This is a genomic window from Hymenobacter montanus (assembly GCF_014699115.1).
Taxonomy (GTDB): Bacteria; Bacteroidota; Bacteroidia; order Cytophagales; family Hymenobacteraceae; genus Hymenobacter; species Hymenobacter montanus.
In genome coordinates this window covers 100,252-124,126 of sequence record NZ_JACXAD010000011.1, presented here as the reverse complement: position 1 = coordinate 124,126, position 23,875 = coordinate 100,252, and the positions used below count along the sequence as shown (strand labels likewise).

Sequence of the window (23,875 nt, the reverse complement as noted above, 5' to 3'; positions counted from 1 at the left end):
TCCTCCTCACCCCATCCGGTTGTTCTCTCTTGCTCCCGCCACCCCCTTCCAATGAAAACGCTCTCCCGTGACCTGAGCTGGCTGCGCTTTAACGCCCGCGTGCTGCAAGAAGCTCAGAGCCCCACCGTGCCGCTGTTGGAGCGCCTCCGCTTCCTGGCCATCTTCAGCAGCAACCTGGACGAGTTTTTTAAGGTGCGGGTAGCCACGCTGCGGCGGCTGGTGAAGCTGAAGAAGAAAACCCGCGCCAAGCTCGGCGAGCGGCCCAAGCGGCAGCTGCGCGAGGTGCTGGCCGAGGTGTACCGACAACAGCAGGAGTTCGGCGTTACGTTTCGGGAGCTGCTGTTGCCCGCCCTCAACGTGCAGTGCATCCACCTGCTGAGCGAGGCCGAGCTGACCGACCAGCAGCGGGCGTGGACGGCCACCTACTTCCAGGAAAAGGTGCGCGACCTGCTTTCGCCCGTGGTGCTCGACGATACCCTGCACCACCTCTTCTTGAAGGACCAGACGGTATACCTCGCGTTCCACCTCCGGCAGCCCCGCGACCGGAAAGTAGCTCCCGACACCCAGCGGGTGCTGCTGATGGAGCTGCCCACCAAGCGGCACGGGGGGCGCTTCGTGCGCCTGCCCGACGAGGGCGAAGAGCGCTACGTACTGTTCCTGGACGACGTGATTCGGGTGGGTGCGCCCGCCCTTTTCCCCGCCTACCAACAGGTGGCCGTGAATGCCGTCAAGCTCTCGCGCGACGCCGAGCTGGATATCGAAGAGGAGGTGTCGGGTAACCTCATGGAGAAAATCCGCAGCAGCCTGGCCAAGCGCGCCACCGGCTTCCCGGCCCGGCTGCTTTACGACCCTGCCCTGCCCGCCGAGGCGTTGCGAGCCATCAAGCAGAAAACCGGCATCGGCGACGAGGAGCTGGTGGAGGGCGGCCGCTACCACAACTTCCGCGACTTTTTTGGCTTCCCCGATTTCGATGAGCCGAGCTTTCGCTATCCCGCTTGGCCGGCGCTGGCGCACCCCACTTTGCCCCGCACGGGCAGCCTGCTGGCCGCCATCAGCCGGCGCGACCACCTGCTGCACCTGCCTTACGAGGGCTTCGACTACGTGACGCGCCTGCTGCGCGAAGCCGCCACCGACCCGGCCGTGGGGGCCATCAGCATTACGCTCTACCGCGTGGCCAGCAAGAGCAAGGTGGTCAAGGCCCTGCTGAAAGCCGCCCGGCGCGGCAAGCAGGTAACGGCGGTGGTTGAGTTGAAAGCCCGGTTTGATGAGGACGCTAATCTGTTTTGGGCCGATAAATTGCAGCGGGCCGGGGCCCACGTCATCTTCACGCCCCCCGAGCTGAAGTGCCACGCCAAGCTGCTGCTCATTGCCCGCCGCGAGGCCGACGATACGGTGCGCGAGTACGCCTACTTCAGCACCGGCAACTTCAACGAAAGCACCAGCGGGCTCTACACCGACCACGGCCTGTTCACGGCCGACGAGCGGCTGACCCGCGAAGCCGCCCGTGTATTCGACTACCTGCGCGACCCGCGAACCGCACCCGAGTTCGCCCAGCTCCTCGTAGCGCCCTTCGGCCTGCGCACCAGCCTCAACGCCTTGATTGACTACGAAATCAAGCAGGCGAAAAAAGGCAAGGAAGCCTACGTCATCCTCAAGCTTAACGCGCTGGAAGACCGGGGCCTGATTGACCGGCTCTACGCCGCCAGCGAGGCCGGGGTCCGCGTCGAGCTTATCGTGCGGGGCATCAGCTGCCTGATCCCGGGTCAGCCGGGCTTCAGCGAGCACATCAGCCAGCGGGGCATCGTGGACCGGTACCTGGAGCACAGCCGGGTGTACGTATTCGCCCACGGCGGCCAGGAAAAGGTCTTCATTGCGTCCGCCGACTGGATGACCCGCAACCTCGACCGGCGGGTGGAGGTGGCCTTCCCCATCCTCGACGAGGCCCTGCGCGCCGAAGTGCGCCACCTGCTCGACCTGCACCGCCACGACAACGTAAAGGCCCGCGACTTTGAGAACCATTTCATCCTGCCCAAGGATGAAGAGAAGCCCCTGCGGGCTCAGGAAGCCACTTACGCCTGGCTGAAAAAGCTGAAGCGGCGTAAGTAATTCTACGGCAGCTTGAGGCTGTCGGGATGCTGACGCGTATCAAAAAACGTGATTATTTCGACGTTCTCGCCGGAAATTCGGTAGTACAGCGCCGTGAATTTATTCAGTCGGTAACAGTACGTGTTCGGGTGATCGGCCACGGCTTGGTACTGCACGGCATCGGGCGAGGAAATACGGTCGATTGCGGTGGCTATTTCGCGCAGGTAACGTAGTACGGTTCGCGCATCACGGTTTTCTTCCAGCCATTGGACCTGTTTTCGGTAATTCGCGTTTGCCCTTGGCGACCAGATTATTGCCATTACTAGCGGCCATATTTGAGCCAGATATCGGTCATAACCTGTTCGTGAGGTATGCCTTCGCCGACATCGAGCTGGCGGATTCCTTCCGCTACCGCCGCGGCTTCCTCGCCGCTGAGCACGGCGGGAGGCAAAGTAGCTGACCGTTGGGCGGCCAGCAGTGTGTAAACAGCTTGCAAAACCGATTGATTCTGGATGGTATCAATTAGCTCGTGCAATTCACTTCGCACATCAATTGGGATAGAAGTCATAACAAAGCCAGTTGTTTGAGTTTAAAGATAAGTCAATAAGTGGAAGTTCCGTATTTGGAACCCAGCATCGCGAAGGCGCAGTTGCTGGCTTAACGTGTGCCAGTAAGGAGCCAGCAGGGAAATGAAGTGCTACAATGCTCCCCATCATCTGGCTCCCCCTCTCCCCCGGAGAGGGGGCCTGCCCCGCAGGGGTCACGTGAGGCCCCCTCACACCACCGCCCCGCCGCAGCTCGAACCGCTCCCCGCCGTGCACCCGTAGCAATGCTGATTAACCACGATGGCCCGCTGCCCCAACGTGGCCGCGTCGAAGTCCCGGATGTGCCGCACGGGGCTGGCCACGGTCAGGTCGAGCATCTGGTTGAAGTCGCAGTCGTACAAACCGCCATCCCAACCCACGGAAATGGTGGTCCGGCACATCACACCCGCCGCCGCCACCGGGTTGAAGGCCGTGACCAGCTTTTCCAGGTAGCCGGCGTAGTTTTTTGACTCAATAAGGTAGTCCAGGTAGCGGCTCACCGGAAGGTTGGTGATGGCGAACAGCTCGTTGAACACGATGCCAAAATCTTTCAGTAGTACCCGTTTAAACTGGTCTTGCAGGCCCTTCTGCGCGCCCGGCAGGAAGGCGCCCGCCGGGTTGTACACCAGGTTCAGGACCAGGCCTGAATCGGGCTGCCCGTAGCCGACGGCATTCAGCATTTTCAGGGCTTTGATGGAATCGTCGAACACGCCGTCGCCGCGCTGCCGGTCGGTTTTGGCGGCGCTGTAGAACGGCAGGGAGCTGACCACTTCCACCCCGTGCCGCCGGAAAAACTCGGGCAGGTCGTAGTACTTTTTGTTCGCTACGATGATGGTGAGGTTGCAGCGCACCAGCACCTTGCGGCCCAGCTTGCGGAGTTCTTCCACCAACCAGCGGAAGTTCGGGTTCATCTCGGGGGCGCCGCCGGTCAGGTCCACCGTGGGAATGTCCGTTTGGGCCAGCGCGTCGAGGCAGAGCTGCATGGTCTCCCGGGTCATGATTTCCTGGCGGTCGGGGCCGGCGTCGACGTGGCAGTGGCGGCATACCTGGTTGCACATCTTGCCCACGTTGATTTGCAGGACGGCGGGCGCCACCGGCCGCAGCGGAAATAGGCCCGCCCCGCGCAGCTTCTCGTGAAACAGCGGCAGGTGCAGCGTTTCGGCCACTTCGGTCCGGAGTACCGTGAGCTGGAAAGCCGGGTCGGCCAATTGGTGGCCGTTGGCCTTGAGAGACTTCATGATGGGCAGGAGGGATAAGGGCGACGAGGGAATAAGAGCAGATGCGGAGCTAAAGATGGCACCGCATAGCCCCATCTTCAAATAAAGATGGACGCCCCGCTACCAAGGGACTGATCTCCTCAAGCCCGGGGCATCCTGGCTCAGCAACCGCCTCATCCGTACAAGTGACGTCGGCGCCGGACGGTTGTTAGCACTACCCAGGCGCCCAGCCGCGCGAAGCTCGCAAAGCCAGCGGCCAGGCCAGCCGGGAGCGGCTGAGCGGGCCCCCGCAGGCCTAGGTCTTCTGATCAACGCCATTCGTCATATAATCTGCCCCGGCCAGGGAAAGCCAGCGTACTTTTAGCGAATGAATCGGTGGCTGTTTCAACTTGCTGCTTGGCAGCGTAATGCGGTATTTTATGGGCTGCTTTTCCTGGTGGTAATCGGGTTTAACTGGCCGGGGCTGCAGGAGCTACTAAAGACGCAGCCTGATTTCTTATGGCGGTTCCTGGGGTTCTACACTTTCTGCTACCTGCTCTGTTGGGTGCACAATTGGGGCTTGTACGAGCGGCTTTTTCGGCGGCAGCGGTATGGTGCTTACCTGCTTGGCTGCGCGGGGACCCTTAGTCTGTGGACCGTAGCCTGTGGGCTAACGGACTGGCGCCGGCCCACTAACTGGTTGAATATCTTCTTCAGCGGCTTGCTGGTGATGTTATTTGGCTGGGGACTGTACCTGATTTACCACGTTGTTTTTCGGGCGCAACAGCAGTTGCGCAACGACTTAGCCAGCACCCACGCCGAGTTGGCCCTACTCCGGGCCCAGCTCAACCCCCACTTTCTCTTCAACGCCCTCAACAACCTCTACGGGGTGAGCGTGAGTACGCCCGACCGGGTGCCCGAGTACGTGGTGCTGCTGTCGGAGCTGCTGCGCTATCAGATTGAAAGCAGCCGGCAGCACCGGGTGAGCTTGGCGGAAGAGCTGCACTTTATCGACCAGTTCGTGCGCTACGAGCGCGAGAAGCTGGGCAACCGCGGGCAGGTGACCTGGTTGGCCGATGCTCCTCGGACGGTGCTGCGCATTGCCCCGCTGCTGCTGTCTCAGTTCGTAGAAAATGCCTTCAAATACGGGGGACAGCTGGCGCACCCCGTAGTGAGCATCGAGGCTACTCTCGCGGGCAACGAGCTGCGGTTTCATTGCCGAAACACCTTCAACGCGAGGCTGCGGGCGGCTACTACTTCCACTAAAACCGGCCTGGCCAACACTCGCCAGCGCCTGGCTTTGCAATACCCCCACCATACGCTCACCATTCAGGAATCCGATTCAGTATTCGACGTGCACCTTTGCCTAACGCTATCCCATGATGAGTCCTGAAACCCGCGTTCTGAATTGCCTGGTCGTGGACGACGAGGCCCCCGCCCACGAAGTCATGAAAAGCCATTTGGCCAAAATTGAGCAGGCCGAGCTGGTGGGGCAGTGCTACAACGGCACCGAAGCCTACCAGTTCCTCCAAACCCGTGCGGTCGACGTCATATTTCTCGACATCGACCTGCCTGAGCTCAACGGCGTGGAGCTGCTGCGCAGCGTCCCCATCCGTCCCGCCGTGGTCCTGACCACGGCCCACACGAGCTTCGCGCTCGAAGGCTACGAGCTGGGCGTGGTAGACTACCTGCTGAAACCCATTGGTTTCCCACGCTTTCTGTCGGCTTTCAACAAAGTGCTGGCCCGCGTTTCCGGGGCCTCTGCCTTACCGGCCGCGCCGTCGCACGTTACGGTGAGAGCCGATGGCCTGCCGCGACAGGTGGCGCTGGCCGACCTTCACTACCTCGAAGGCAAGGGCAACTACGTGCGGCTGCACTTGCCCGAAAGCAAGCTGGTGGTGCTGCAAACCATGCGGCAGTGGGAGGAAAGTCTACCCGCCGCGCAGTTTTGCCGGGCTCACAAGTCGTTCATCGTCAACTTAAATCATGTGGCCCGGCTGGAGGGCGACGAAGTGGTGCTCACCAATGGTTCCCGCATCCCCTTGGGCCGCAAGTTCGCCGCCCTACTGGCTGACCGCCTCCGCACCCAACGAGGTTGATCAAGTCCTTCCCCGGGCTGGACGAACGGCGTTTGTACTATTCAAATGGTTTTTGTCATTATTATGAAAACGAGGGAGAGAGAGTTCCGTTAACAGGGCCTCCACCAACCTCATTTTCTGACCTATGAAACCTAACGCCCTGTTACCCCTTGCCCTATTGGCTTTGAGCCTGATCGGCTGCAACAAGAAATCCGATGATCCTAATCCCACCCCGCCTCAACAAGAACTGAGCCCTCAACAATTAATCGAGCGGCTTTCCACAAAGGTAGTCACGCTCAATACGGTTGACCCCGCCGGCCCGACCACCGACCTGGAGGCGCTCTCGCCCCTTCTGCGAGACAAGCAGGTTATCGGCGTGGGCGAAGCGACCCACGGCACCAGCGAGTTCAACAAAATGCGGGCCCGCCTCTTCCGGTACGGCGTAGCTAACTGGGGCCTCAAAATGGTGGCCGTGGAGATCCATTTCGGCGCCGGGGTGGCTCTGGACAACTACATCCGCACGGGACAGGGCAACCTGGCCCAGATCCTGCGAAACTCGGGCTACTGGATCTACACCACCGATGAATTCGCGGCCCTCGTGGAATGGATGAAGAACTACAACGTGGGCAAGACCGAGGCCGAGCGGCTCAAGATTTACGGGGTCGACGCGCAACCTCAAGGCGCGGTGAATTCGGTGAACTGGCTGCAAGCCTACTTTACCAGCAACGCCCCTTCTTACGTCAGCGCCTTCGACCAGGCCACGGCCGGCATCCGCCAGGGATATCCGGAGTTCAACGGGTTAACCCCGGAGCAGCAGCTCGCGCAGGGTGCGGGAATTTTCCGGCAATACCAGGACCGCATCAACGGGGTGATAGCCTACCTCACCACCAACCAGGCGGCCCTAACGGCCCAAAGCGGCGTTGCCACCTACCGGTTGGCGGTGCAACACGCCCAAGTGCTGTTGCAGGGCATGACTCAGGGTGGTCTTGGCTACGCTGGGAGTGCGTACCGCGACGAGTACATGGCCCAGAACCTGAAGTGGGCTTCGGAATACGAAAACAACGCGAAAGTAATGGTGATGGCCCACAACGGGCACATTGAAAAAGGGATGTCGCCCGGCGCCGGTGGACCTCAGAAGTGGATGGGCACCAACCTGAAAGAGCTGTACGGCAACCGCTATTACGCCGTGGCCCTCTTTTTCAACGAGGGCAGCTTCCGGGCCAGCACCCCCAGTGGCAACCAAGCGTTTACGCTACGGCCCCTCCCTCAAAGCTTCACGGCGGCTTTGTCAATGATGCAGAAGCCTCTGTTTTTTATGGACATCGCCAGCGTGTCGCAGGATGCCGCGCTTCGGAGCGCCTTAGATCAGCGCTATTTATTCTACAATCCGGGCGCTATTTGGGCCAGTGGTCTTGAGGACGTCAAAGCTGCGCAGGGCATCAATTTAGTCCAGTATTGCGACGGCGTTATCTACGTCGACAAAACTACGGCTACTACCGTACTGTTGTAGCTCCGGCCAAACGGCGCCCCAGCTCGCTACCGCCGGTGACGGCGGCTCTCGGCAGGGGTAGAGAAGACAACTAAGTAGATTGAGGAGGTGCCGGGTGCGCGTCGGTGACGTGCGCCCGGCACCATCTGCTTTATGCCCAACCCAAAACCACGGCTCCCGATATGGTTTAGCGGTAGAAGCCGTGCTCCTTGTTGAGCAGTGGCGGCAGTGCCATTTAATCATGGTGGCACAAAGGCTGGCGGGCTATTTACCGCGCTGTTTGAGGGAGTAGGATACCGCTCAACTAGTTTCACCAGCTCGTTAGGGGCACTGCGCGATTCATTTTGCCGCGTGCACTGGTATCTTCATAAAATGATGAAAGCAACTACCCTTGCCACCTTCACGCTGGCTGCCTGTATGGTGGCTCTTATGGCTTCTGCCTCACCCAAGGCCATCCCCGCTGTGCCGCCGGCAGCCGTTGCAGCCTCCGCCGTGGCGTTCGACCACGGCGCGTATGATAAGCTGCTGAAAAAGTACGTCAACGAGAAAGGGCTGGTCAATTACAAGGGCTGGAAGGCCGACCAAAAGGAGCTCAACGACTACCTGGCCTTGCTGAGCAAGAACCCCCCGGCTGCCAACTGGAGCAAAGCCGAGCAGATGGCCTACTGGATCAACGCCTACAACGCCTACACCATCCGCCTCATCCTGGACCATTACCCCGTGCAGAGCATCAAAGACATTGGGCCGAAAATCCAGATTCCTTTCGTGACCACACCCTGGGCCGCCAAGTTCTTCCGCATTGGGGGCACCGCGATGAGCCTGGACAACATCGAGCACGCCATCCTGCGCAAGAAGTACGACGACCCGCGCATTCACTTCGCACTGGTGTGCGCCTCCATTTCGTGCCCTCGCCTGCGCAACGAAGCGTACACCGCCAGTCAGCTCGACCGCCAGCTCGACGACCAGGGCCGTGATTTTCTAAATAACCCGGCCAAGAACAGGCCCGGTCAAGAAGCGGCCCAACTCTCGAAGTATTTCGACTGGTACAAAGGCGACTGGACCAAGAATGGCCAGTCGGTGGTGAGCTGGGTCAATCGGTATGCCACCACCAAAATGGAGAAAAATACCAAGATCTCCTATCTGGACTACAACTGGCAGTTGAATGAGCAGTGAGGTGGACCCGACGCAACGATCATCAACAGAACCCTCTAAAGAATTTCGTCATCCGCCTGCTGCCTTAGTACCCGCAATAAAAATAGCCAGCTCGTCATACCAGGCAGGGCGTCCGGCTCGCGGCGTTGCGCGAGGGAAGTACTCGGCCACGCCGGAGGCTGCGTTCCTGGCTTGATAAGGCCCGGGCCCGACCTGGCGAACGATGGTCACGTTTCGGTCTGTTTCAGATAAGTGCTTAACGACGGACGCCCGCCTTCTCCAGCAGCTTGCGGGGGGGCGTGATGAACAGTTCCAGGCCGGCGTAGGGAGCGCCATTGAGCTTCGAATCGATGATTTTTTCGCGGTCGGCGTTGGTGCGGTCAAAGGCGTCGAAGGCGTAGTTGTAGCGGTAGCCGGCCTCGGCACCCAGCCACAGGAAACTGAACAGCTCCCGCTCCCAGCGCAGGCGGAATTTTACCTCGGTTTCGCGCAGCTCCAGGGTGCGGAGCGGGACTTTACTGACGTCGGAAGTGCCGTCGGGGTTTTTGCGTTCCAGCGGCGTACGGCTTAGGTGCACGATGTAGTTGAGGCCGTCGACGGAGTAGCCGGCGTATAAAAGTGAGTTGGAGTTGACGTTGTAGCGCAGCGTGACGCGGGCGGGTGCCAGGGCCTCCACGCCCCAGCGGGGGCTGAAGGTGCGGTTGTAAACCACGGCGGGGTATAAGCTGAGCCGCCCGAAGGTGTAGCCATACTGGAAGCCCACGCCCCACGAAAAGTTTGGGCTGCGCTTCCAGCCATAAATAGCTTCGGCCGTGAAGCGGGAGTAGTCGGATCGGGTAAGCTCCTTGGAGGTATAGTCGCCGCTCAGCTCGCCTTTTATCCGCACCAAATACCAGTGTACGTCATCGACGGGCCGGATGACCGCAATCTGGGCCGCCGTGCTTTTCAGTCCTTTGTTTTCGATGTTGTCGTAGAGCTCGTAGGAGGTGGGCAGCTGGGCAAACTGAAACTCTTCCCGCTCGTAGCTCAGGCCCACGATGACCTTCAGGTGGGGGCGGTTCCAGGCCGGAATGTAGCCCTTGATGGACAGGCGGGCATTTTTAGTGGCCTCGGTGCTGAAATCCTTGAGGCCCGCTACCTGCGCCGAGGAGGACACCCCGAAGCGCGGCATGCGCTCGTAGCGCACGACGAGCCCCTTGCTCGGCCCCATGCCCAGCACGGAGGGGTTGGCAAAGCGCCGCTGGTTGCCCAGGTTGTTGGTGGCCGTATCCGTGGCCGTGGGCGCAGGGGGCGGGTACACCTGGCCGCACGCCAATTCAGAGGCTTCCAGCAGAACGAATCCCAGCAGCCCAATGCGAATTATTGAGTGACAACGCATACGTAAAAGCGAAATGAACCAGTGCGCTCCCCTTACGCGAAAAAAACAATCGTGGCTATTCATTTTCATAAATAGCTGAGGGAAAGATATTTTATTGCCCGTCCCGCCCGGCCGCTTAGCCATTCTGCTCGTTCACCGTCTGGTAGGGGTAGCGCTGCTGGTGCAGCGCCACCACCCGCCGGGCCAGCAGCTCGCGGAGCTCTTCGAGGTTGGTGCGCTCCTGGGCCGAGATGAACACCACGGGGTCGTGCAGCTTGGCCATATAGGTGGCTTGCAGCTGCGCCAGCGGCGGGCGCGGGGCGGTACCATCGTCCTCGGCCTCGCGTACTTCGCCGAAAGGGTCGTGCTGCGAATCGTCGGGCTTGTACTGGTCGATTTTGTTGAACACCAGCAGCACCGGCTTGTCGGCCGCGCCGATGTCGGCCAGCGTGTCGTTCACCACCTGAATCTGCTCCTCGAAGCCGGCGTGCGCAATGTCGACCACGTGCAGCAGCAGGTCGGCTTCGCGAATTTCATCGAGCGTGCTCTTGAAGCTCTCGATAAGCCGGGTGGGCAGCTTGCGGATAAACCCGACCGTGTCGGAGAGCAGGAAGGGCGTTTGGTCGAGCACAACCTTGCGCGTGGTAGCGTCCACGGTGGCGAAGAGCTTGTTTTCAGCGAACACGTCGGCCTTGCCCAGCACGTTCATGAGGGTGCTCTTGCCCACGTTGGTGTAGCCCACCAGGGCCACCCGCACGAGGCCGCCGCGGGCTTTGCGCTGCGTATGGCTCTGCCGGTCGAGGTCTTCGAGCTTGTCTTTGAGGAAGGCAATCCGGTCGCGCACGATGCGGCGGTCAGTTTCAATTTCCGTTTCCCCCGGTCCTTTCATGCCCACGCCCCCGCGCTGCTTGTCCAGGTGAGTCCACAGGCCGGTGAGGCGGGGCAGCAGGTACTGGTACTGGGCCAGCTCTACCTGGGTGCGCGAAGTGGCGGACTTGGCCCGCAGGGCGAAAATATCAAGAATCAGCAGCGAGCGGTCCACGATTTTCACCAGCAGCTCGGCCTCCAGGTTGCGCAGCTGCGAGGGCGAAAGGTCGTCGTCGAACACCACCATGCTGGTGCCCTCGTGCTGCACGTAGGCCTTGATTTCGGCCAGCTTGCCTTCGCCCACGTAGGTGCGGATATCGGGCTTGTCGAGGCGCTGCACGAAGCGCTTGGTGGCGGTGGCGCCGGCCGTTTCGATAAGGAAAGCCAGCTCGTCGAGGTATTCGGTGGTTTGGGCGTCGGACTGGCGCCGCGGGGGCACGGCCACGAGCACGGCCGTTTCCTGCTCCTTAGCGGTATTGTAGGCGCCGTTGTTCTTGGCGGCTACGTAGCCCGGCTTGGCGTTGTCGGTGGTGAAGTGCCGGGTGCTGCCGCCAGGTTTGCGGCCGCCGGAGGTGGGTTTGTTTGCCATATGGAGAGTTAAGTAGCTAATGGCTACGCGTAGCTGCTGGAAGGGTTATCCGCTAAGTTGTCGCATTTTTGGCATTGAGTAAAAGTTTGATCCAAAACTTTATCCGACGGAGACTGATCTTATCCTCTCACTACTCTACGAAAAGCCTCTCTACGCTGCGGTGCTAGCTAAGGGCAGCTTTTAAGAGAGGCTGGCCTTTTGTTATGGGCGGCCCCTAAAACAAACCAAATACAACGCCCCGGCCTGTCCAGGTCTGGCCCTCCTAAAACGCAAAGCCGCGCCGGTCAAGTGACCGGCGCGGCTTTTTGGCCGCCGCTCAGCCCCGGATAGGGAAAGCATGAAAACCGGCTGCTCCAACTACTGCAACGGAAGCTGCCCAGATCGGGGAAGGCCCAGGGTTGTAATTGAGGCTTTGGGGAAGGCGAAATCAGACTTTGAACAATGCTGCTATCGGCTTACCTGGAAGCGGGCGGTAGTCAACCCGCTTTCCGAGGTTGTGTGGATGTAGTAAATACCTGGTGGCAGCCTGCGCACATCTACTTTGGTTTGTCCGGGCTGCAAGTTCACGCGTTGAACTTCACTCCCTAAGCTGTTATAAATGCGGGCGCTATATGCTTTGCTTTGGGCTACGATGACGTGCAGGTCCTCACTGACTGGGTTCGGATACACTTCCAGCGTAAACTGCTTCCGAGTGGTGGCAGCCTGACTACCCGCTTGCGTACTCAGCAGCCGGTCACCTTCAGCAGATCGGGCGTTGACGCTGCAGTCCGCAATCACTGCTCTAAAGCTGCCGCCGCCACTGCCATCCACAAAAAAACCAGGATTCAATACCACCTCGTTACCGGATTGGTATACCACCCCGAGGCCAGTAGAAATTGGGCCGCTCCCTACTACCGCACTGCTAGCTTTGTACCGGCCACTGCTGGTCAAGGGCTGAGAAATGAACAACTGATTCGGGCAGGCAGTAAAACTCTGGTATGGGCCGCCATCCGCAAATAGCGCCTGCGCGCGGTCTTTTTGCCCGGTTGTGAACATGAACATGCAAGGATCATTGGTATAATCCATGTAGTTCATGAACATATCGCCACTGGTCGTATTGCCGCAGGTAAGATGGGGAAACGCGGGACAGCCAAAGTTGCTCGTCTGCTGGGTGGGCGTATCCGCCACCAGGTCATTGCCACAATATGCATCGCCCCAAATGTGCCTCAGATTAAGCCAGTGACCCACTTCGTGGGTCGCCGTGCGGCCCAGGTGGAAGGGAGCCACTGCTGAGCCGCCACGGCCAAAGCCCGTGGTAGTGATAACCACGCCATTGGTGCTGGCCGCCCCGCCCGGAAACTGCGCGTACCCCAGAATGCCACCGCCGATGTTACACACCCACAAGTTAAGATACTGGCCGGCCGGCCAGGCGTTTAAACCACCGGTGCTGGTGCTTTTCATGTCGTTGCTGGTGCCCCAGGTGGTTCTGGTGCTCGGTTTTCGCTCAATGCCCGTCGTGGGGTTGCCGTTGGGGTCGAGGCTGGCCAGCACGAATTGCAGCTCCATATCGGCCGCTAGGTTGGCGAAGGCCGCCGGGGTGTTGCTCACATCGGCGTTGAGCTTGCGGAAGTCCTCATTCAGCACGTCAATCTGGGATTGGATCTGAGCATCGGAGACGTTCTCGCTGGGCGTTCTATAAAGTACGTGTACCACCACCGGGATGGTAATGATAGAAGCTAGTGCCGTACGGTTGGTGATATCAAGCTGGTACTGCCGTGTCTGCTGCTCAATCGCCGTCATTTGCTGCTGGATATCAGGCGTAGCATTCTGATACTGCTGCTCATAATCCGACCCGCAGCTTCGCTGGCCCAGTGCTGGGGCCATTGCAGCCAGGGCCAGCCCCAGGGATAGCCCAAACACCATCCGCAACGATTTAACCCGGAATCGTTGGCATAGGGCGGTGCTAAGGAAGTCCTCGTGCGAGGCTTTAGCGTAAAGTATATCTATCATGAGGAAGGTGCGTAAGGTGTTTCATGTCTGTTTCTCGCTAGAAGCTGGGCTATCTTTTCAAGACCTGTACTTCTTTTTGCAAGACCTCATTCGCCTTCTTTAACTCTTGTAGTTGCTTATCCTGCTCGATGAGGTAGAGGGTAAGCTCCTCGATCTTTTTGAGGAGGGTCGCATCCATTTCGCCCAGATTGATGCCGTCTTTGCCCACTTGGGCAGCCGAGGGAACTTCGGGAAGGTGAGCGTTGGCTTTGATGTAGCTTTCTACTTCGGAGAGGGAACGCAGACCATACGTTTCGGCAAAGACAAAATCGGGCCAGTTCGCATTCAGCTTCACCGTCATCGAAGTGGCGATAGCAGAGCCATTTACACCGAGCTTATAGCCTTTGGTGTCACTGGTATTTATCCCAACGTTTCCATTTCGGTCAAAGCTGATTTTAGCGGCGACACTTTCACTGCCCGCAAGAGCATGGCCTCCTGTTTTAAAAGAAAGCGTTCCAAATGCATCATTTTCAATCCACCAGACCCAGGACGTAAGATTCCCTCCGACTATTGAGCCCGTTGGGCGATACAAACGGATGGAAGGATTATCATCAACTTGATTGAATGAGATCTTAGGTATGTTATTCCAGCCACCAGGATTGATATCCAGCCTCCCCAAGGGAGTTGGGGTACCGATACCCACATTACCATTTGAGGTAACAAACATTCTTTCTGCGGCATTTGTAAAAAATCTAATTCCGGCAGATCCAGACAAATTAGCTACTGCAGCACCAGCTTCTGTATACCAGCCCAGAGAATAATGGCCAATGTTGCGACCATTGTAGGAAAAATTATCAGCTTGATTAAATCCAATTGAGTTTTCAAGGGAAATGTGTATACTCCCATCTACGTGCAATTTCTGGTAAGGGACTGTCGGAGAAGAAATACCTATTCCCACGCTCCCAGTAGTATTGGTATTATATATGGTACTACTGCCCGTTGCTCCCGTAGGAGTCCACTGGGCAAAGCCTGTCAATTGTACCGCGACAAGAAGCACTCCGGTGCAGAAGATTTTTTTCATTTTTGAGGGTTTTTAAGGTGAGCGATTGGGTTAGGTTAGTGCCCATGTAGTGAGCTGAGTGGAGGAGTAGAAACGAACGGTAGGTGCGCGGGCACGGCCGAAGTGACGGATGGCATCAATCCCGAAAGCCGCCAAGGTGCAATAGGGCACGAGCTGGTTGGAAGGGCCAGTATTTTCAACTGGCTCCTGTTAGCTACGCGGAGCTATTCTGGGTCAATGGTTTCAAAGGTAGATATATAAATAATTGATTTACAACAGCCGATATGTAAATTTTTCTATTTGCCCACTATTAGCCTTAGTTAAAAGCTGTGGAAGCTGGACCAACGCCAGATGTAAACATTGACCCACAATGATTTGAGAAGTTGGGGTGTCAGCCAAGTCGGTTATCACACCTGGCACTGCCCGGAGCGCATCAAGGCCAAAAAAACTGGCCTGTGCCAATCACGATGCCTTGGTAGACGGCGTTAAGTATTGGCTAATCACCATGGGGCGCATCTATTACCCATAGCAAGCACTGGGCAGCCAATTAGCAGGCGCGCCCTAACATCATGCCTCCCGATCGGGCGTTCACCCCAACGTTAACTCAGTGGGTGGCCGAATTGGCTGTGGTGGATGCGGCCCTGGCTGGTGTTTGCAGCTGAGACCCAATCAAGTCCGCTACTTTAATAAATATGAAGTCTGAGGCCAGATGATACGAGCGGAGCGTCATAGTTGTCGGGCCAAGCGCAGGGTGGTACGGACGTGCCCGCGCCCCGTTCTCTACTCCCGTTGAGACTGGGCCTTGAGGTGCTTGCCATCGATGGGGAAACAATAACTATTTTCAGATAGCCGCCAAACAAAAAGCCCGCCGCCCGGGCCTGGTTGCTGCCGGCTCCTGGCGGGCTACTTCAGCGTGAGGGAGTAGGCTACTACCTGCTGCACCTGAGCCGGTGTGAGCACCTTGCCAAAGGCCGGCATCTTACCCATGCCGTTCGTAACCAGGTAGGTGCGCCCGAAGGCGTTGAGGTTGCTCTTGGTAAGGTCGTGGGCCCCGTTGAGGCCGCGCTTGCCGTTAGTGCCGTGGCAGCGTACGCAGTTTTTTTGGTAAATAGCCTGGCCCGGCTCCAGCGGTGGTTTGGCCAGCGTGGGCGGGGCCGGCAGCAGCAAAAGCAGCGAAAAAGCGGCAAGTTGAAGGTTCATAACCAGGATAACACACAATCGGGCCCCAAAGTACCAGGTAAGCAACGAATATCACGGCCGGGCTGCCGAAAGAGCGAAAGGTGGAGTCCACCAAGCCGGGATACCGCCCGGGGCCCGACCTTTGCCTCTAGTTTCCCACCCACGCTCCACCACTTTGCGCGTCGCCATCGTTATCAATACCAGTTGGAATATTTGGAATTTCCGCGCCAGCCTCGTGCGGGCCTTGCAGGCCGCCGGTCACGAAGTGCTGGCTATTGCCCCGCCCGATGACTATTCGGCGCGCCTCGAAACCGAGCTCGGCTGCCGCTTCGTGCCCATCCTCATGGAGAACAAGGGCACTAACCCGGTGAAAGACGCGGCCCTCACCTTCCGCTTCTACCAAATTTACCGGCGCGAAAAGCCCGACGTAGTACTCCACTACACTATCAAGCCCAACATCTACGGCAGCATCGCGGCGCGGCTCGCCGGCGTGCCCAGCATCAACAACGTGAGCGGCCTAGGTACCGTGTTCATTATCAAAAACTTCGTGAGCCGGGTTGCGCGAGGCCTCTATCGTTTTGCCTTTCGCTTTCCCCACAAAGTGTTCTTCCAGAACGGCGACGACCGGCAGTTGTTCCTCGACCACGGCTTGGTGCGGCCCGAAATTACCGACTTGCTGCCCGGCTCGGGGGTCGACGTCAACAAGTTCCGGCCCGCGGCGGAGTTCACGCGCCAAACCCCCTTTGTATTTCTGATGGTGGCGCGGGTGCTGTACGAGAAAGGGGTGGTGGAATATTTCGAAGCGGCCAAGGCCGTCCGGGCCGCCGTGCCCGGCACCCGCATCCAATTGCTCGGTGGCCTCGACGAGGCGGGTGGGGTGGGCGTTCCCCGGGCCACGTTCGAGGACTGGCTGCGCCGCGGCGACATCGAATACCTGGGCCGCTCCGACGACGTGGCCGCCCACCTGCACCGGGCCGACTGCGTAGTGCTGCCCAGCTACCGCGAAGGCACGCCCAAAACCCTGCTCGAAGCGGCGGCGGTGGGCAAGCCCCTTATAACGACCGACGTGCCGGGCTGCCGCGAAACCGTGGTCGATGGTCGCAACGGCTACCTCTGCCAGGTGCGCAGCGGCGCCGACCTCGCCGCCAAAATGCTCCAGGTGCTGGCCTTGCCCGAAGCCGACTTGCAGCGTATGGGGTGCGCCAGCCGCCACCTGGCCGAAACCAGATTCGATGAGCAGTTGGTGTTGGATAAGTACCTGACGGCAATTGCTGAGGTGCAAGTGGCCTAGTGGGCGCAGCAGTACCCTTCCCCCGGTGGCGGAGCACCAAGGCGGCATCGCGCCAAAATAGGCGGCGGGTTTGGCGTAAAGGTTCTTTTTAACTCTCTACCTTTGCGCCGATGGAAGTAAAGCAGTATGCCTTGGCTGGTCTGGTCGAGTTTGTTCCCCGTTTGTTTGCCGACGACCGGGGCGTGTTTTTCGAAACGTTCAGCGCCCGGCTCATGGCCCAAGCCGGCGCCGATGCCCAGTGGGTGCAGGACAACCAATCCAAGTCTAAAAAAGGCGTGCTGCGCGGCTTGCACTTCCAGCGCCCGCCCCACGCCCAGGCCAAGCTCGTGCGCGTTGGCCAAGGCCGGGCCCTCGACGTGGCCGTGGATTTGCGCAAGGACTCGCCAACCTACGGCCAGCACCAGCTCGTGGAGCTGATAGCCGAGCGGGGCAACATGCTCTACATTCCCGCCGGCTTTGCCCACGGTTTCATGGCGCTGGAGGACGATACCATTTTTCTCTACAAGTGCAGCGACTACTACGCGCCCAGCGCGGAAGGCGGCCTGCGCTGGGACGACACGGACCTGAACATTAGCTGGGGCACCGAGGTCGCGCCCCTGGTGTCGGGGAAAGATCAGGAATTGCCCTTGCTGAAGGACTTCATCAGCCCGTTTTAGCAGCCTGGTCCTTACGAGTAGTGCCCAGCAAGAGCAGACACACTCCCAATTAGAGCAGCTCGACCAGCGTTTCCAGCGCCATGCCGCGGCTGCCCTTCACCAGCACCTGCTGGCCGCGCACGGGGTGCTGGCGCAGCCATTCCGCGGCCTCAGCCTTAGTAGCGAAGTATTGGATGTGGTCGGCCGCGCTGGCGGCGGCAGCCATCTCGGAGCCAATCAGCAGGATGGTGGGCAGGGGCAGCCGGGCCAGCAGCTGGCCCAGTTGCTGGTGCTCCAGCGCGCTATCCTCGCCCAGCTCGAACATGTCGCCCAGCACCACGAGCTTGGTTTGCCCGGCGGCCACGGGGCGCGCCGCGAAGCTGCGCACGGCGGCGGCCATGCTGCTCGGGTTGGCGTTGTAGGCGTCGAGTAGCAGCTCGTTGTGGGGGGTGCGCAGCAGCTGCGAACGATTGTTTTGCGGGTTGTAGTGGGCCAGTGCCGCCGCTATTTTCTGGGGTGGAATGTTAAAGTGCAAGCCCACGGCGGCGGCGGCGGCCAGGTTCGGGAAGTTATAGTCGCCGGTGAGCTGGACGGCAACATCGGTGCCGTCGGGCAGGCGCAGAGCCAGGGTGGGCTCGGTCGCCAGCAGCGTAACGGGGTAGGTGTCGTCGGGCCCGGGGTAGGTGAGGCGCGTGGGCACGGCCGCGGCCAAGCCGGGTAGCTTGGGGTCGAGGGTATTCACAAAAACGACCCCGCGGTCGTGGGCCAGGTAGTCGAACAGCTCGCCCTTGCCTTTGGCCACGCCTTCGGGGCCGCCAAAGCCTTCGAGGTGGGCCTTGCCGATGTTGGTGATGAGGCCGTGAGTGGGCTGCGCCCATTCGCAGTAGGCCGCGATTTCGCGCTGGTGGTTGGCGCCCATCTCAATCACGGCGAATTCGTGCTCGCCGGGCCGCAGACGCAGCAGCGTGAGGGGCACGCCGATGTGGTTGTTGAAGTTGCCGACCGTCGCCAGCACTCGAAATTGTTGGGCCAGCACGGCCGTGAGCAGTTCCTTGGTGGTGGTTTTACCGTTCGAGCCGGTGATGGCCAGCACCGGAATAGCGCATTGCTGGCGGTGGTGCCGGGCCAGCTCCTGCAGGGCCCGCAGTGGGTCGGGCGCGAAGGTGTAGCGGGCGGGGTCGGTAGCGGCCAGCTGGGCGTCGTCGACCACGGCGTGGCGGGCGCCTTTGGCCAGGGCCTGCGCCGCAAAATCAGCTCCCCGAAAGCTGGGGCCATTCAACGCAAAAAACAGCGTGCCCGGCTGGTGCTGGCGCGAGTCGGTACTGACGTGGCCTCCCGCGGCCAGGTAGTGGGAATAAAGCAGCATGGGCTGAATGGTAAGAGCAAACCGAAGGGTAATTTGTTACAAATATGAATACTCAACCACGCTCACACGCGAAACGCGCGCGATATTCGTTACTAGTAGTTGCTGATGGCTGGTTGTTAGGCGCTATTCTAACTGGCGACCGAAATGCCCAAGCCAGCTGAGCCAGCCAAGCGCTGGCAACCACCAATCCGCCCGTTACCAGCGGCTAATCATTTAAACTGAATCGTTGAGTCCATGCTCCGTTTTACTACTCTTTTGCTGGCGCTGCTGGCTTTTTCGGTTGTTGCCCGGGCCCAGGCGGGCGCGGGATTTGGGTTCGAGTACCGGCCCGTGGCGAAGGTGGTGCAGGGTACCGATACGCTCGGTAATGCCTGGGCCGGGGGGCTCAATACGCCGCAGTTCAGCACCATCGACCTGAACAACGACGGGCAAAACGACCTGTTCGCCTTCGACCACGAAAGTAGCCGCTGCTATACCTTTCTGAGCGTGGCGGCTCCGACCGCGCCGGGCGGGCGCCGGTGGCAATATGCCCCGCAGTACGAAGCTCTTTTTCCCGCCGACCTGCGCCAGTGGGCCCTCCTGCGGGATTACGACTGCGATGGCCGGCCCGACCTGTTTACGTACATCAACGGCGGGGAAATCCGGGTGTTCCGCAACGTGCTGGTTGATGGGCAGCCCAGCTTCCAGCTCAGGACCAACCAGATTCGGTTTTCGGGGCCCTTCGCGGGCACAATCAACCTCACCATTGGCGGCTACAACCTGCCGGCTATCCAGGACGTGAACGGCGATGGCAAGCTCGACATCATGACCTATGACTTCATCAGCGCGACCACCATTGAGCTTTACCTCAACAGCAGCTCCGGCCCCTGCGGTAACGCGCTCGACTTCACCCAAGTTACCGGCAACTGGGGCGGCATTCAGGCGTGCAGCGGCTGCGGCAGCTACCAGTTCAACGGCCAGCCGTGCTTTACGGCCCGCCCCACCCACACCGGCGGCCACAGCCTGCTGCTGCTCGACCTCGACGGCGACGGCGACCAGGACGTGCTCGATGGCCGCGACAATTGCCCCGAGCTTACGCGCCTGCTCAACCAGGGCACTACGCTGGCGCCCGTGCTCACGCCGGCCGGCATCAGCTCGAACTTCCCTTCGGCCGCCACCCCGGTGCGAGTGCCCGTGTTCCCCGCGGGCTATTCCTTCGACGCTAACTTCGACGGTCGCCCCGACCTGGTGGTGGCGCCCAACATGGTTAACAACGTTGCCGATCAAGTGAGCCTGCGCGGCCACGTGCAGCTATTTGAGAATACCGCCGCCACTGGCGCGCCCAACTTCGCCTATCGCCCGGCCGGCTTCCTGCAAAGCGACATGCTGGACGTGAGCGAGGGAGCTGCTCCCGCCATTGGCGACCTCGACGGCGACGGCTTACCTGACCTGCTCGTGGGCAACCACGCCGACCGCGTCAGTGGTGTATACCGGGCCGCCCTGGCGTACTACCGCAACGAGGGCACCCGGGCCCGGCCCGTGTTTCGCCTCGTCACGGCCGACTACCTCGGACTGGCCGCTCAACAGTTGCAGGGCCTCAAGCCCGTGCTGGTCGACCTCAACCGCGACGGGGCCCTGGACCTGGCCTACGGAGCCTGGAAGGCGTCAGGCAACGCGCTGTACTACATTCTGAACACGGCTGCGGCCGGTCAGCCCGTGGCGTTCAACGCCGCCAACGCCGTCAGCCTGAAGCCCCAGGGAGCCCCGCTGAGCGGCGTGCTGCCCCGTACGCGGGGCGACATGCCCTGCTTCACCGATGTGGACAATGACGGCTACGTCGACCTCCTCGTTGGCACCAACGAGGTCTCGGAGCCGGGGATGAGCCTGCGTTATTTCCGCAACCGGGGCACTGGTCCCCTCGACAATGCCTTTGTGCTGGCGAACAATGATTTCGGCGGCATTCGCGAAGCCGGCGGGGCGCGCCCCGATAACCTAAGCCCCACGGTAGCCGACTTCGATGGTGACGGCACCCTCGACCTGGTCACCGTCGATGCTACCGGGCTGCTGCGATTTTTCGCCAACTACCGGGCCCAGACCGGTACTTTCACGGAGCGCACCAACTTGCTCTACAACCCCATCAGCGGCCAGTACGAGTCCACCCGGCTAGGGCTGGGCATCTACTCTCACAGCGCCCTGACCACCGCCGACCTGAACGGCGACGGTGCCCCCGAGCTATTGATCGGAACCCAGGCCGGCGGCATCCTCAGCTACGGCACCCGCAACCGCATCGTCACGGCGCGCCAGCCCGAGGCGGCGCGGGCTTTGGCCCTGAGCATCTACCCCAACCCCACCACGGCTACCGCCACCGCCGAAACAGCCACTCCCACCCGCCTCACCCTGCTCGACCTAACCGGCCGGGTGGTGCGAACCCCGGGCCCGGCCCAGCGCCGCCACGCGCTAAACCTGGGCGGCCTGGCCGCTGGCGTCTACCTCGTGCGGGTGGAAGGCCACAATGGGGCAGTGACCACCCAGCGGCTGTTGGTGCGGTAGGTGAGGAGACAGTGCGCCTCACCCCCAGCCCCGGTTCGCTGGAGGCGCGAAGCCCCAGGAGGGGGAGCCAGATGACCAGGACGCGGAACGGAGAAAGGCTCTAAGTCAATTATAAAGAGCACTGGCTCTGCACGGAGCCCGATATCACACTATATAGGCACTCGTACAGAGATAGCCGAAAACTTAAATCCGTTTACAGTTCCGTACCCTAGTTGTCAGGCTCCCCTCTCCTGTGGAGAGGGGCCGGGGGTGAGGTGCCCTGGCCGCAGCCGCAACACGGGCTAAAGCCCCGGCAGCTCAAACGGGTCCGCGTCGCTTAAGGCCGTAAACTTGGCCCTGAAGTCCTCCAGCTCCGCCCGGCGCAGCGTATGGGTGAAAATCCCGGGCTGGTTCTCCGCCTCCAGCAGGTAGTTGCCCCGCGCGTCGAGCAGAGCCGATTCGCCCGCGTAATCGTGGCCCAGGCCGTCGCGGCCGATGCGGTTCACGCCTAGCGCGCAAGCCACATTTTCGATGGCCCGGGCCCGAAGCAGCGTCGTCCAGGCGGTTCGACGCACGGCAGGCCAATTGGCCACGTACAGCAGTAAGTCGTAGGGCTGGCTGCGTTGGTTGCGGCTCCAGACCGGGAAGCGTAGGTCGTAGCACACCAAGGGGCAGATGCACCAGCCACGCCACTGCTCTACGAGGCGAGTGGCGCCGGGCGTGTACACGTGCTGCTCGCCGGCTAGCGTGAACAGGTGGCGTTTGTCGTAGGTACTCAGGCGGCCATCGGGCCGCACCCACAGCAGGCGGTTATAGTAAGTGTCGTTTTCCCGAATGATGATGCTGCCCGTAATTACGGCCTGGTGCGCGGCGGCCCGCTCGCGCAACCAGGCCACGGTTGGGCCCGCCATGGTTTCGGCCTGGGTCGCGGCCTCCATGCTGAAGCCGGTCGTAAACATCTCCGGCAGTACGATGAGGTCGGTCGGCCCAGTTAATTGCGCCAGGTGCTGCTCAAGGGCCGCCCGGTTGGCCGCCGCATCGTGCCAGTGCAAGGCAGTTTGAATAAATGAAACGGTCAGGTCAGGCATGGGGTAGCAACGAATGTTCGGGTCGATGTGACGACTGTGCTTGGACGAGCCGCAGGCAGGGCGCGCAATTTAACTGCTTGAGCAGAAGCACCCGGCTAAAAGCCGGTCATACTGCTCCCCCGCCTGCTGAAGACCCTTCAGGGTCGTTCTATATTTATGCTTTATGCGTTTATGCGGTTACCTCTGTATGCAGGATCACCTCAGCAACAATGAGCCGTACGGTGGTCTGGCTACCGTAGCTTGGCCGCCGCCGTTTCCAGGGTAGTGGCCTCCTTCGCAAAGCAAAACCGAATCAGCCCCTCATCGAAACCATCGTGGTAAAAGGCGGATATCGGCACCACGGCCACGCCTTTCTCACGGGCCAGCTGCTCGGCAAAGGATCGGTCGCCGGCTGCGGAAAAAGCCCCGTAGCGCGCCAGTTGAAAATAGCCGCCGGGCACGGGCAGCAGGTCCCAGCCCGTGCCGGCCAGCAAGCTGCGAAAAGCGTCGCGCTTTTGCTGATAAAATTCGGCCAGGCCGCGGGCGTGGGCATCGGTCGCGTCGGCGGCCAGCACTTCAGCCAACGCGTATTGAGTGGGCGTGCTCACGGCGAAAGTAAGGAACTGGTGTACGCGCCGCACCTCGGCCGTAAGGGCGGGTGGGGCAATGCAGTAGCCGACTTTCCAGCCCGTGGCGTGGTAGCTTTTGCCGAAGGAGGAGAGCACGAAGCTGCGCGCGCGCAACTCCGGGTGCTGGCGGGCGCTCATGCGCGGAGCGCCATCGAACACGAGGTGCTCATACACCTCATCGCTCAGTACCAAGGCGTTGGTGCCGGCCAGGACAAGGGCCAGCGCCTGCCAGTCGTCGGCCGTGAAAACGGCGCCGCTGGGGTTGTGGGGGGTGTTCACCAGCACCAGCCGCGTGCGGGGCGACACCGCCCGGCGCACCGCGTCCCAGTCGGGCCGGAAGTGGGGGGAGGGCAGGCGCACGTAGCGCGGCACGCCCCCCTGGAGCCGAATGGCCGGCCCGTACAGGTCGTACGCCGGCTCGAACACCAGCACTTCATCGCCGGGCCGCACCACGGCGGCCAGCACGGCATACAGGGCCTCGGTGGCTCCGGCCGTAATGGTAACCTCCGTGGCCGGGTCGGGCGCGGGCGCTTCGGGGTGCCGCCGCCCGACCTGGGCGGCAATGGTCTCGCGTAGCTGCGGCAGGCCCGGCATGGGGGCATACTGGTGGTGGCCCGGCGTGCGGGCGTGGCGGACCAGAGCCTCCAACAGCTCCTGGGGCGGGTCGTAGTCGGGGAAGCCCTGGGCCAGGTTGATGGCACCGGTTTCCTGGGCCAGCAAGGTCATCTGCGTGAAAATGCTAACGCCAACGTCGGGCAGCTTGGATTGAAGCAAG

19 protein-coding genes are annotated in these 23,875 nt (G+C 60.7%); 8 read left to right on the top strand and 11 right to left on the bottom strand.

Annotation, left to right across the window (positions count from 1 at the left end; genetic code table 11):
- Positions 1-51 precede the first annotated feature (51 nt).
- Positions 52-2,106, top strand: coding sequence for a polyphosphate kinase 1 (gene ppk1, locus IC235_RS11620; RefSeq protein ID WP_191005345.1), 2,055 nt, complete (start codon positions 52-54; stop codon positions 2,104-2,106).
- A gap of 2 nt (positions 2,107-2,108) precedes the next feature.
- Here ppk1 and IC235_RS11615 read toward each other — a convergent pair whose 3' ends face one another.
- The 3 genes from IC235_RS11615 to arsS form a co-directional block, all read right to left on the bottom strand.
- Complete coding sequence (locus IC235_RS11615; RefSeq protein ID WP_191005344.1) at positions 2,109-2,405, bottom strand: type II toxin-antitoxin system RelE/ParE family toxin; 297 nt, start codon at positions 2,403-2,405, stop codon at positions 2,109-2,111.
- Between the two features lie 2 nt (positions 2,406-2,407).
- Positions 2,408-2,653: a hypothetical protein gene (locus IC235_RS11610; RefSeq protein ID WP_191005343.1), complete on the bottom strand. Its 246-nt coding sequence runs from the start codon at positions 2,651-2,653 to the stop codon at positions 2,408-2,410.
- Between the two features lie 207 nt (positions 2,654-2,860).
- Positions 2,861-3,907: an arsenosugar biosynthesis radical SAM (seleno)protein ArsS gene (gene arsS / locus IC235_RS11605; protein ID WP_191005342.1), complete on the bottom strand. Its 1,047-nt coding sequence runs from the start codon at positions 3,905-3,907 to the stop codon at positions 2,861-2,863.
- 346 nt (positions 3,908-4,253) lie between these two features.
- Here arsS and IC235_RS11600 point away from each other — a divergent pair, with 346 nt between their 5' ends.
- The 4 genes from IC235_RS11600 (at position 4,254) to IC235_RS11585 (ending at position 8,605) form a co-directional block, all read left to right on the top strand.
- The gene (locus IC235_RS11600; protein ID WP_191005341.1) at positions 4,254-5,258 is read left to right on the top strand and encodes a sensor histidine kinase; all 1,005 of its coding nucleotides are present in this window, start codon (positions 4,254-4,256) and stop codon (positions 5,256-5,258) included.
- Positions 5,245-5,964, top strand: coding sequence for a LytR/AlgR family response regulator transcription factor (locus IC235_RS11595; protein ID WP_191005340.1), 720 nt, complete (start codon positions 5,245-5,247; stop codon positions 5,962-5,964). The genes IC235_RS11600 and IC235_RS11595 overlap by 14 nt, the downstream gene beginning before the upstream one ends.
- A gap of 124 nt (positions 5,965-6,088) precedes the next feature.
- Positions 6,089-7,453 carry an erythromycin esterase family protein gene (locus IC235_RS11590; protein ID WP_191005339.1) on the top strand — a complete coding sequence of 455 codons (1,365 nt, stop codon included), beginning with the start codon at positions 6,089-6,091 and terminating at the stop codon, positions 7,451-7,453.
- A 351-nt stretch (positions 7,454-7,804) separates the two neighbouring features.
- Positions 7,805-8,605, top strand: coding sequence for a DUF547 domain-containing protein (locus IC235_RS11585; RefSeq protein WP_223847232.1), 801 nt, complete (start codon positions 7,805-7,807; stop codon positions 8,603-8,605).
- A gap of 235 nt (positions 8,606-8,840) precedes the next feature.
- Here IC235_RS11585 and IC235_RS11580 read toward each other — a convergent pair whose 3' ends face one another.
- The 5 genes from IC235_RS11580 to IC235_RS11560 all read right to left on the bottom strand — a co-directional run bounded on the left by IC235_RS11580 (position 8,841) and on the right by IC235_RS11560 (position 15,625).
- Complete coding sequence (locus tag IC235_RS11580) at positions 8,841-9,962, bottom strand: DUF6268 family outer membrane beta-barrel protein (RefSeq protein ID WP_191005338.1); 1,122 nt, start codon at positions 9,960-9,962, stop codon at positions 8,841-8,843.
- Positions 9,963-10,077: 115 nt separating this feature from the next.
- Positions 10,078-11,397 carry a GTPase HflX gene (gene hflX, locus IC235_RS11575; RefSeq protein ID WP_191005337.1) on the bottom strand — a complete coding sequence of 440 codons (1,320 nt, stop codon included), beginning with the start codon at positions 11,395-11,397 and terminating at the stop codon, positions 10,078-10,080.
- Between the two features lie 447 nt (positions 11,398-11,844).
- The gene (locus IC235_RS11570) at positions 11,845-13,386 is read right to left on the bottom strand and encodes a T9SS type A sorting domain-containing protein (protein ID WP_191005336.1); all 1,542 of its coding nucleotides are present in this window, start codon (positions 13,384-13,386) and stop codon (positions 11,845-11,847) included.
- Between the two features lie 49 nt (positions 13,387-13,435).
- Entirely contained in the window at positions 13,436-14,446 is a 1,011-nt protein-coding gene (locus IC235_RS11565; protein WP_191005335.1) for a hypothetical protein, read from the bottom strand.
- A gap of 882 nt (positions 14,447-15,328) precedes the next feature.
- A complete protein-coding gene (locus IC235_RS11560; protein WP_191005334.1) occupies positions 15,329-15,625 on the bottom strand; it encodes a c-type cytochrome in 297 nt (98 codons plus the stop codon).
- Positions 15,626-15,779: 154 nt separating this feature from the next.
- Here IC235_RS11560 and IC235_RS11555 point away from each other — a divergent pair, with 154 nt between their 5' ends.
- Together IC235_RS11555 and rfbC are read left to right on the top strand one after the other, a co-directional pair.
- The gene (locus tag IC235_RS11555; protein ID WP_191005333.1) at positions 15,780-16,895 is read left to right on the top strand and encodes a glycosyltransferase family 4 protein; all 1,116 of its coding nucleotides are present in this window, start codon (positions 15,780-15,782) and stop codon (positions 16,893-16,895) included.
- A 110-nt stretch (positions 16,896-17,005) separates the two neighbouring features.
- Entirely contained in the window at positions 17,006-17,551 is a 546-nt protein-coding gene (rfbC, locus tag IC235_RS11550; protein WP_191005332.1) for a dTDP-4-dehydrorhamnose 3,5-epimerase, read from the top strand.
- Positions 17,552-17,600: 49 nt separating this feature from the next.
- Here the strand turns inward: rfbC and IC235_RS11545 are convergent, their stop codons facing one another.
- A complete protein-coding gene (locus tag IC235_RS11545; RefSeq protein ID WP_191005331.1) occupies positions 17,601-18,896 on the bottom strand; it encodes a UDP-N-acetylmuramoyl-tripeptide--D-alanyl-D-alanine ligase in 1,296 nt (431 codons plus the stop codon).
- Between the two features lie 234 nt (positions 18,897-19,130).
- On the opposite strand from IC235_RS11545, the gene IC235_RS11540 reads away from it, so the two are divergent.
- Positions 19,131-21,425: a T9SS type A sorting domain-containing protein gene (locus tag IC235_RS11540; protein WP_191005330.1), complete on the top strand. Its 2,295-nt coding sequence runs from the start codon at positions 19,131-19,133 to the stop codon at positions 21,423-21,425.
- Positions 21,426-21,706: 281 nt separating this feature from the next.
- On the opposite strand, the gene IC235_RS11535 is transcribed toward IC235_RS11540, so the two are convergent.
- Together IC235_RS11535 and IC235_RS11530 are read right to left on the bottom strand one after the other, a co-directional pair.
- A complete protein-coding gene (locus IC235_RS11535; protein ID WP_191005329.1) occupies positions 21,707-22,492 on the bottom strand; it encodes an amidohydrolase in 786 nt (261 codons plus the stop codon).
- Positions 22,493-22,722: 230 nt separating this feature from the next.
- On the bottom strand, positions 22,723-23,874 hold the full coding sequence (locus tag IC235_RS11530; RefSeq protein WP_191005328.1) for a methionine aminotransferase: 1,152 nt from the start codon (positions 23,872-23,874) through the stop codon (positions 22,723-22,725).
- Position 23,875: the final 1 nt, after the last annotated feature.

Excerpts from the sequence above, each read along its gene's own strand:
- ppk1 (WP_191005345.1), top strand. The coding sequence starts at position 52 with ATGAAAACGCTCTCCCGTGACCTGAGCTGGCTGCGCTTTAACGCCCGC.
- IC235_RS11570 (WP_191005336.1), bottom strand. The coding sequence starts at position 13,386 with ATGATAGATATACTTTACGCTAAAGCCTCGCACGAGGACTTCCTTAGC.
- IC235_RS11580 (WP_191005338.1), bottom strand. The coding sequence starts at position 9,962 with ATGCGTTGTCACTCAATAATTCGCATTGGGCTGCTGGGATTCGTTCTG.
- arsS (WP_191005342.1), bottom strand. The coding sequence starts at position 3,907 with ATGAAGTCTCTCAAGGCCAACGGCCACCAATTGGCCGACCCGGCTTTC.
- IC235_RS11615 (WP_191005344.1), bottom strand. The coding sequence starts at position 2,405 with ATGGCAATAATCTGGTCGCCAAGGGCAAACGCGAATTACCGAAAACAG.
- IC235_RS11545 (WP_191005331.1), bottom strand. The coding sequence starts at position 18,896 with ATGCTGCTTTATTCCCACTACCTGGCCGCGGGAGGCCACGTCAGTACC.
- IC235_RS11610 (WP_191005343.1), bottom strand. The coding sequence starts at position 2,653 with ATGACTTCTATCCCAATTGATGTGCGAAGTGAATTGCACGAGCTAATT.
- IC235_RS11535 (WP_191005329.1), bottom strand. The coding sequence starts at position 22,492 with ATGCCTGACCTGACCGTTTCATTTATTCAAACTGCCTTGCACTGGCAC.
- IC235_RS11540 (WP_191005330.1), top strand. The coding sequence starts at position 19,131 with ATGCTCCGTTTTACTACTCTTTTGCTGGCGCTGCTGGCTTTTTCGGTT.
- IC235_RS11600 (WP_191005341.1), top strand. The coding sequence starts at position 4,254 with ATGAATCGGTGGCTGTTTCAACTTGCTGCTTGGCAGCGTAATGCGGTA.
- IC235_RS11585 (WP_223847232.1), top strand. The coding sequence starts at position 7,805 with ATGATGAAAGCAACTACCCTTGCCACCTTCACGCTGGCTGCCTGTATG.
- IC235_RS11565 (WP_191005335.1), bottom strand. The coding sequence starts at position 14,446 with ATGAAAAAAATCTTCTGCACCGGAGTGCTTCTTGTCGCGGTACAATTG.
- hflX (WP_191005337.1), bottom strand. The coding sequence starts at position 11,397 with ATGGCAAACAAACCCACCTCCGGCGGCCGCAAACCTGGCGGCAGCACC.
- rfbC (WP_191005332.1), top strand. The coding sequence starts at position 17,006 with ATGGAAGTAAAGCAGTATGCCTTGGCTGGTCTGGTCGAGTTTGTTCCC.
- IC235_RS11595 (WP_191005340.1), top strand. The coding sequence starts at position 5,245 with ATGATGAGTCCTGAAACCCGCGTTCTGAATTGCCTGGTCGTGGACGAC.
- IC235_RS11560 (WP_191005334.1), bottom strand. The coding sequence starts at position 15,625 with ATGAACCTTCAACTTGCCGCTTTTTCGCTGCTTTTGCTGCTGCCGGCC.
- IC235_RS11590 (WP_191005339.1), top strand. The coding sequence starts at position 6,089 with ATGAAACCTAACGCCCTGTTACCCCTTGCCCTATTGGCTTTGAGCCTG.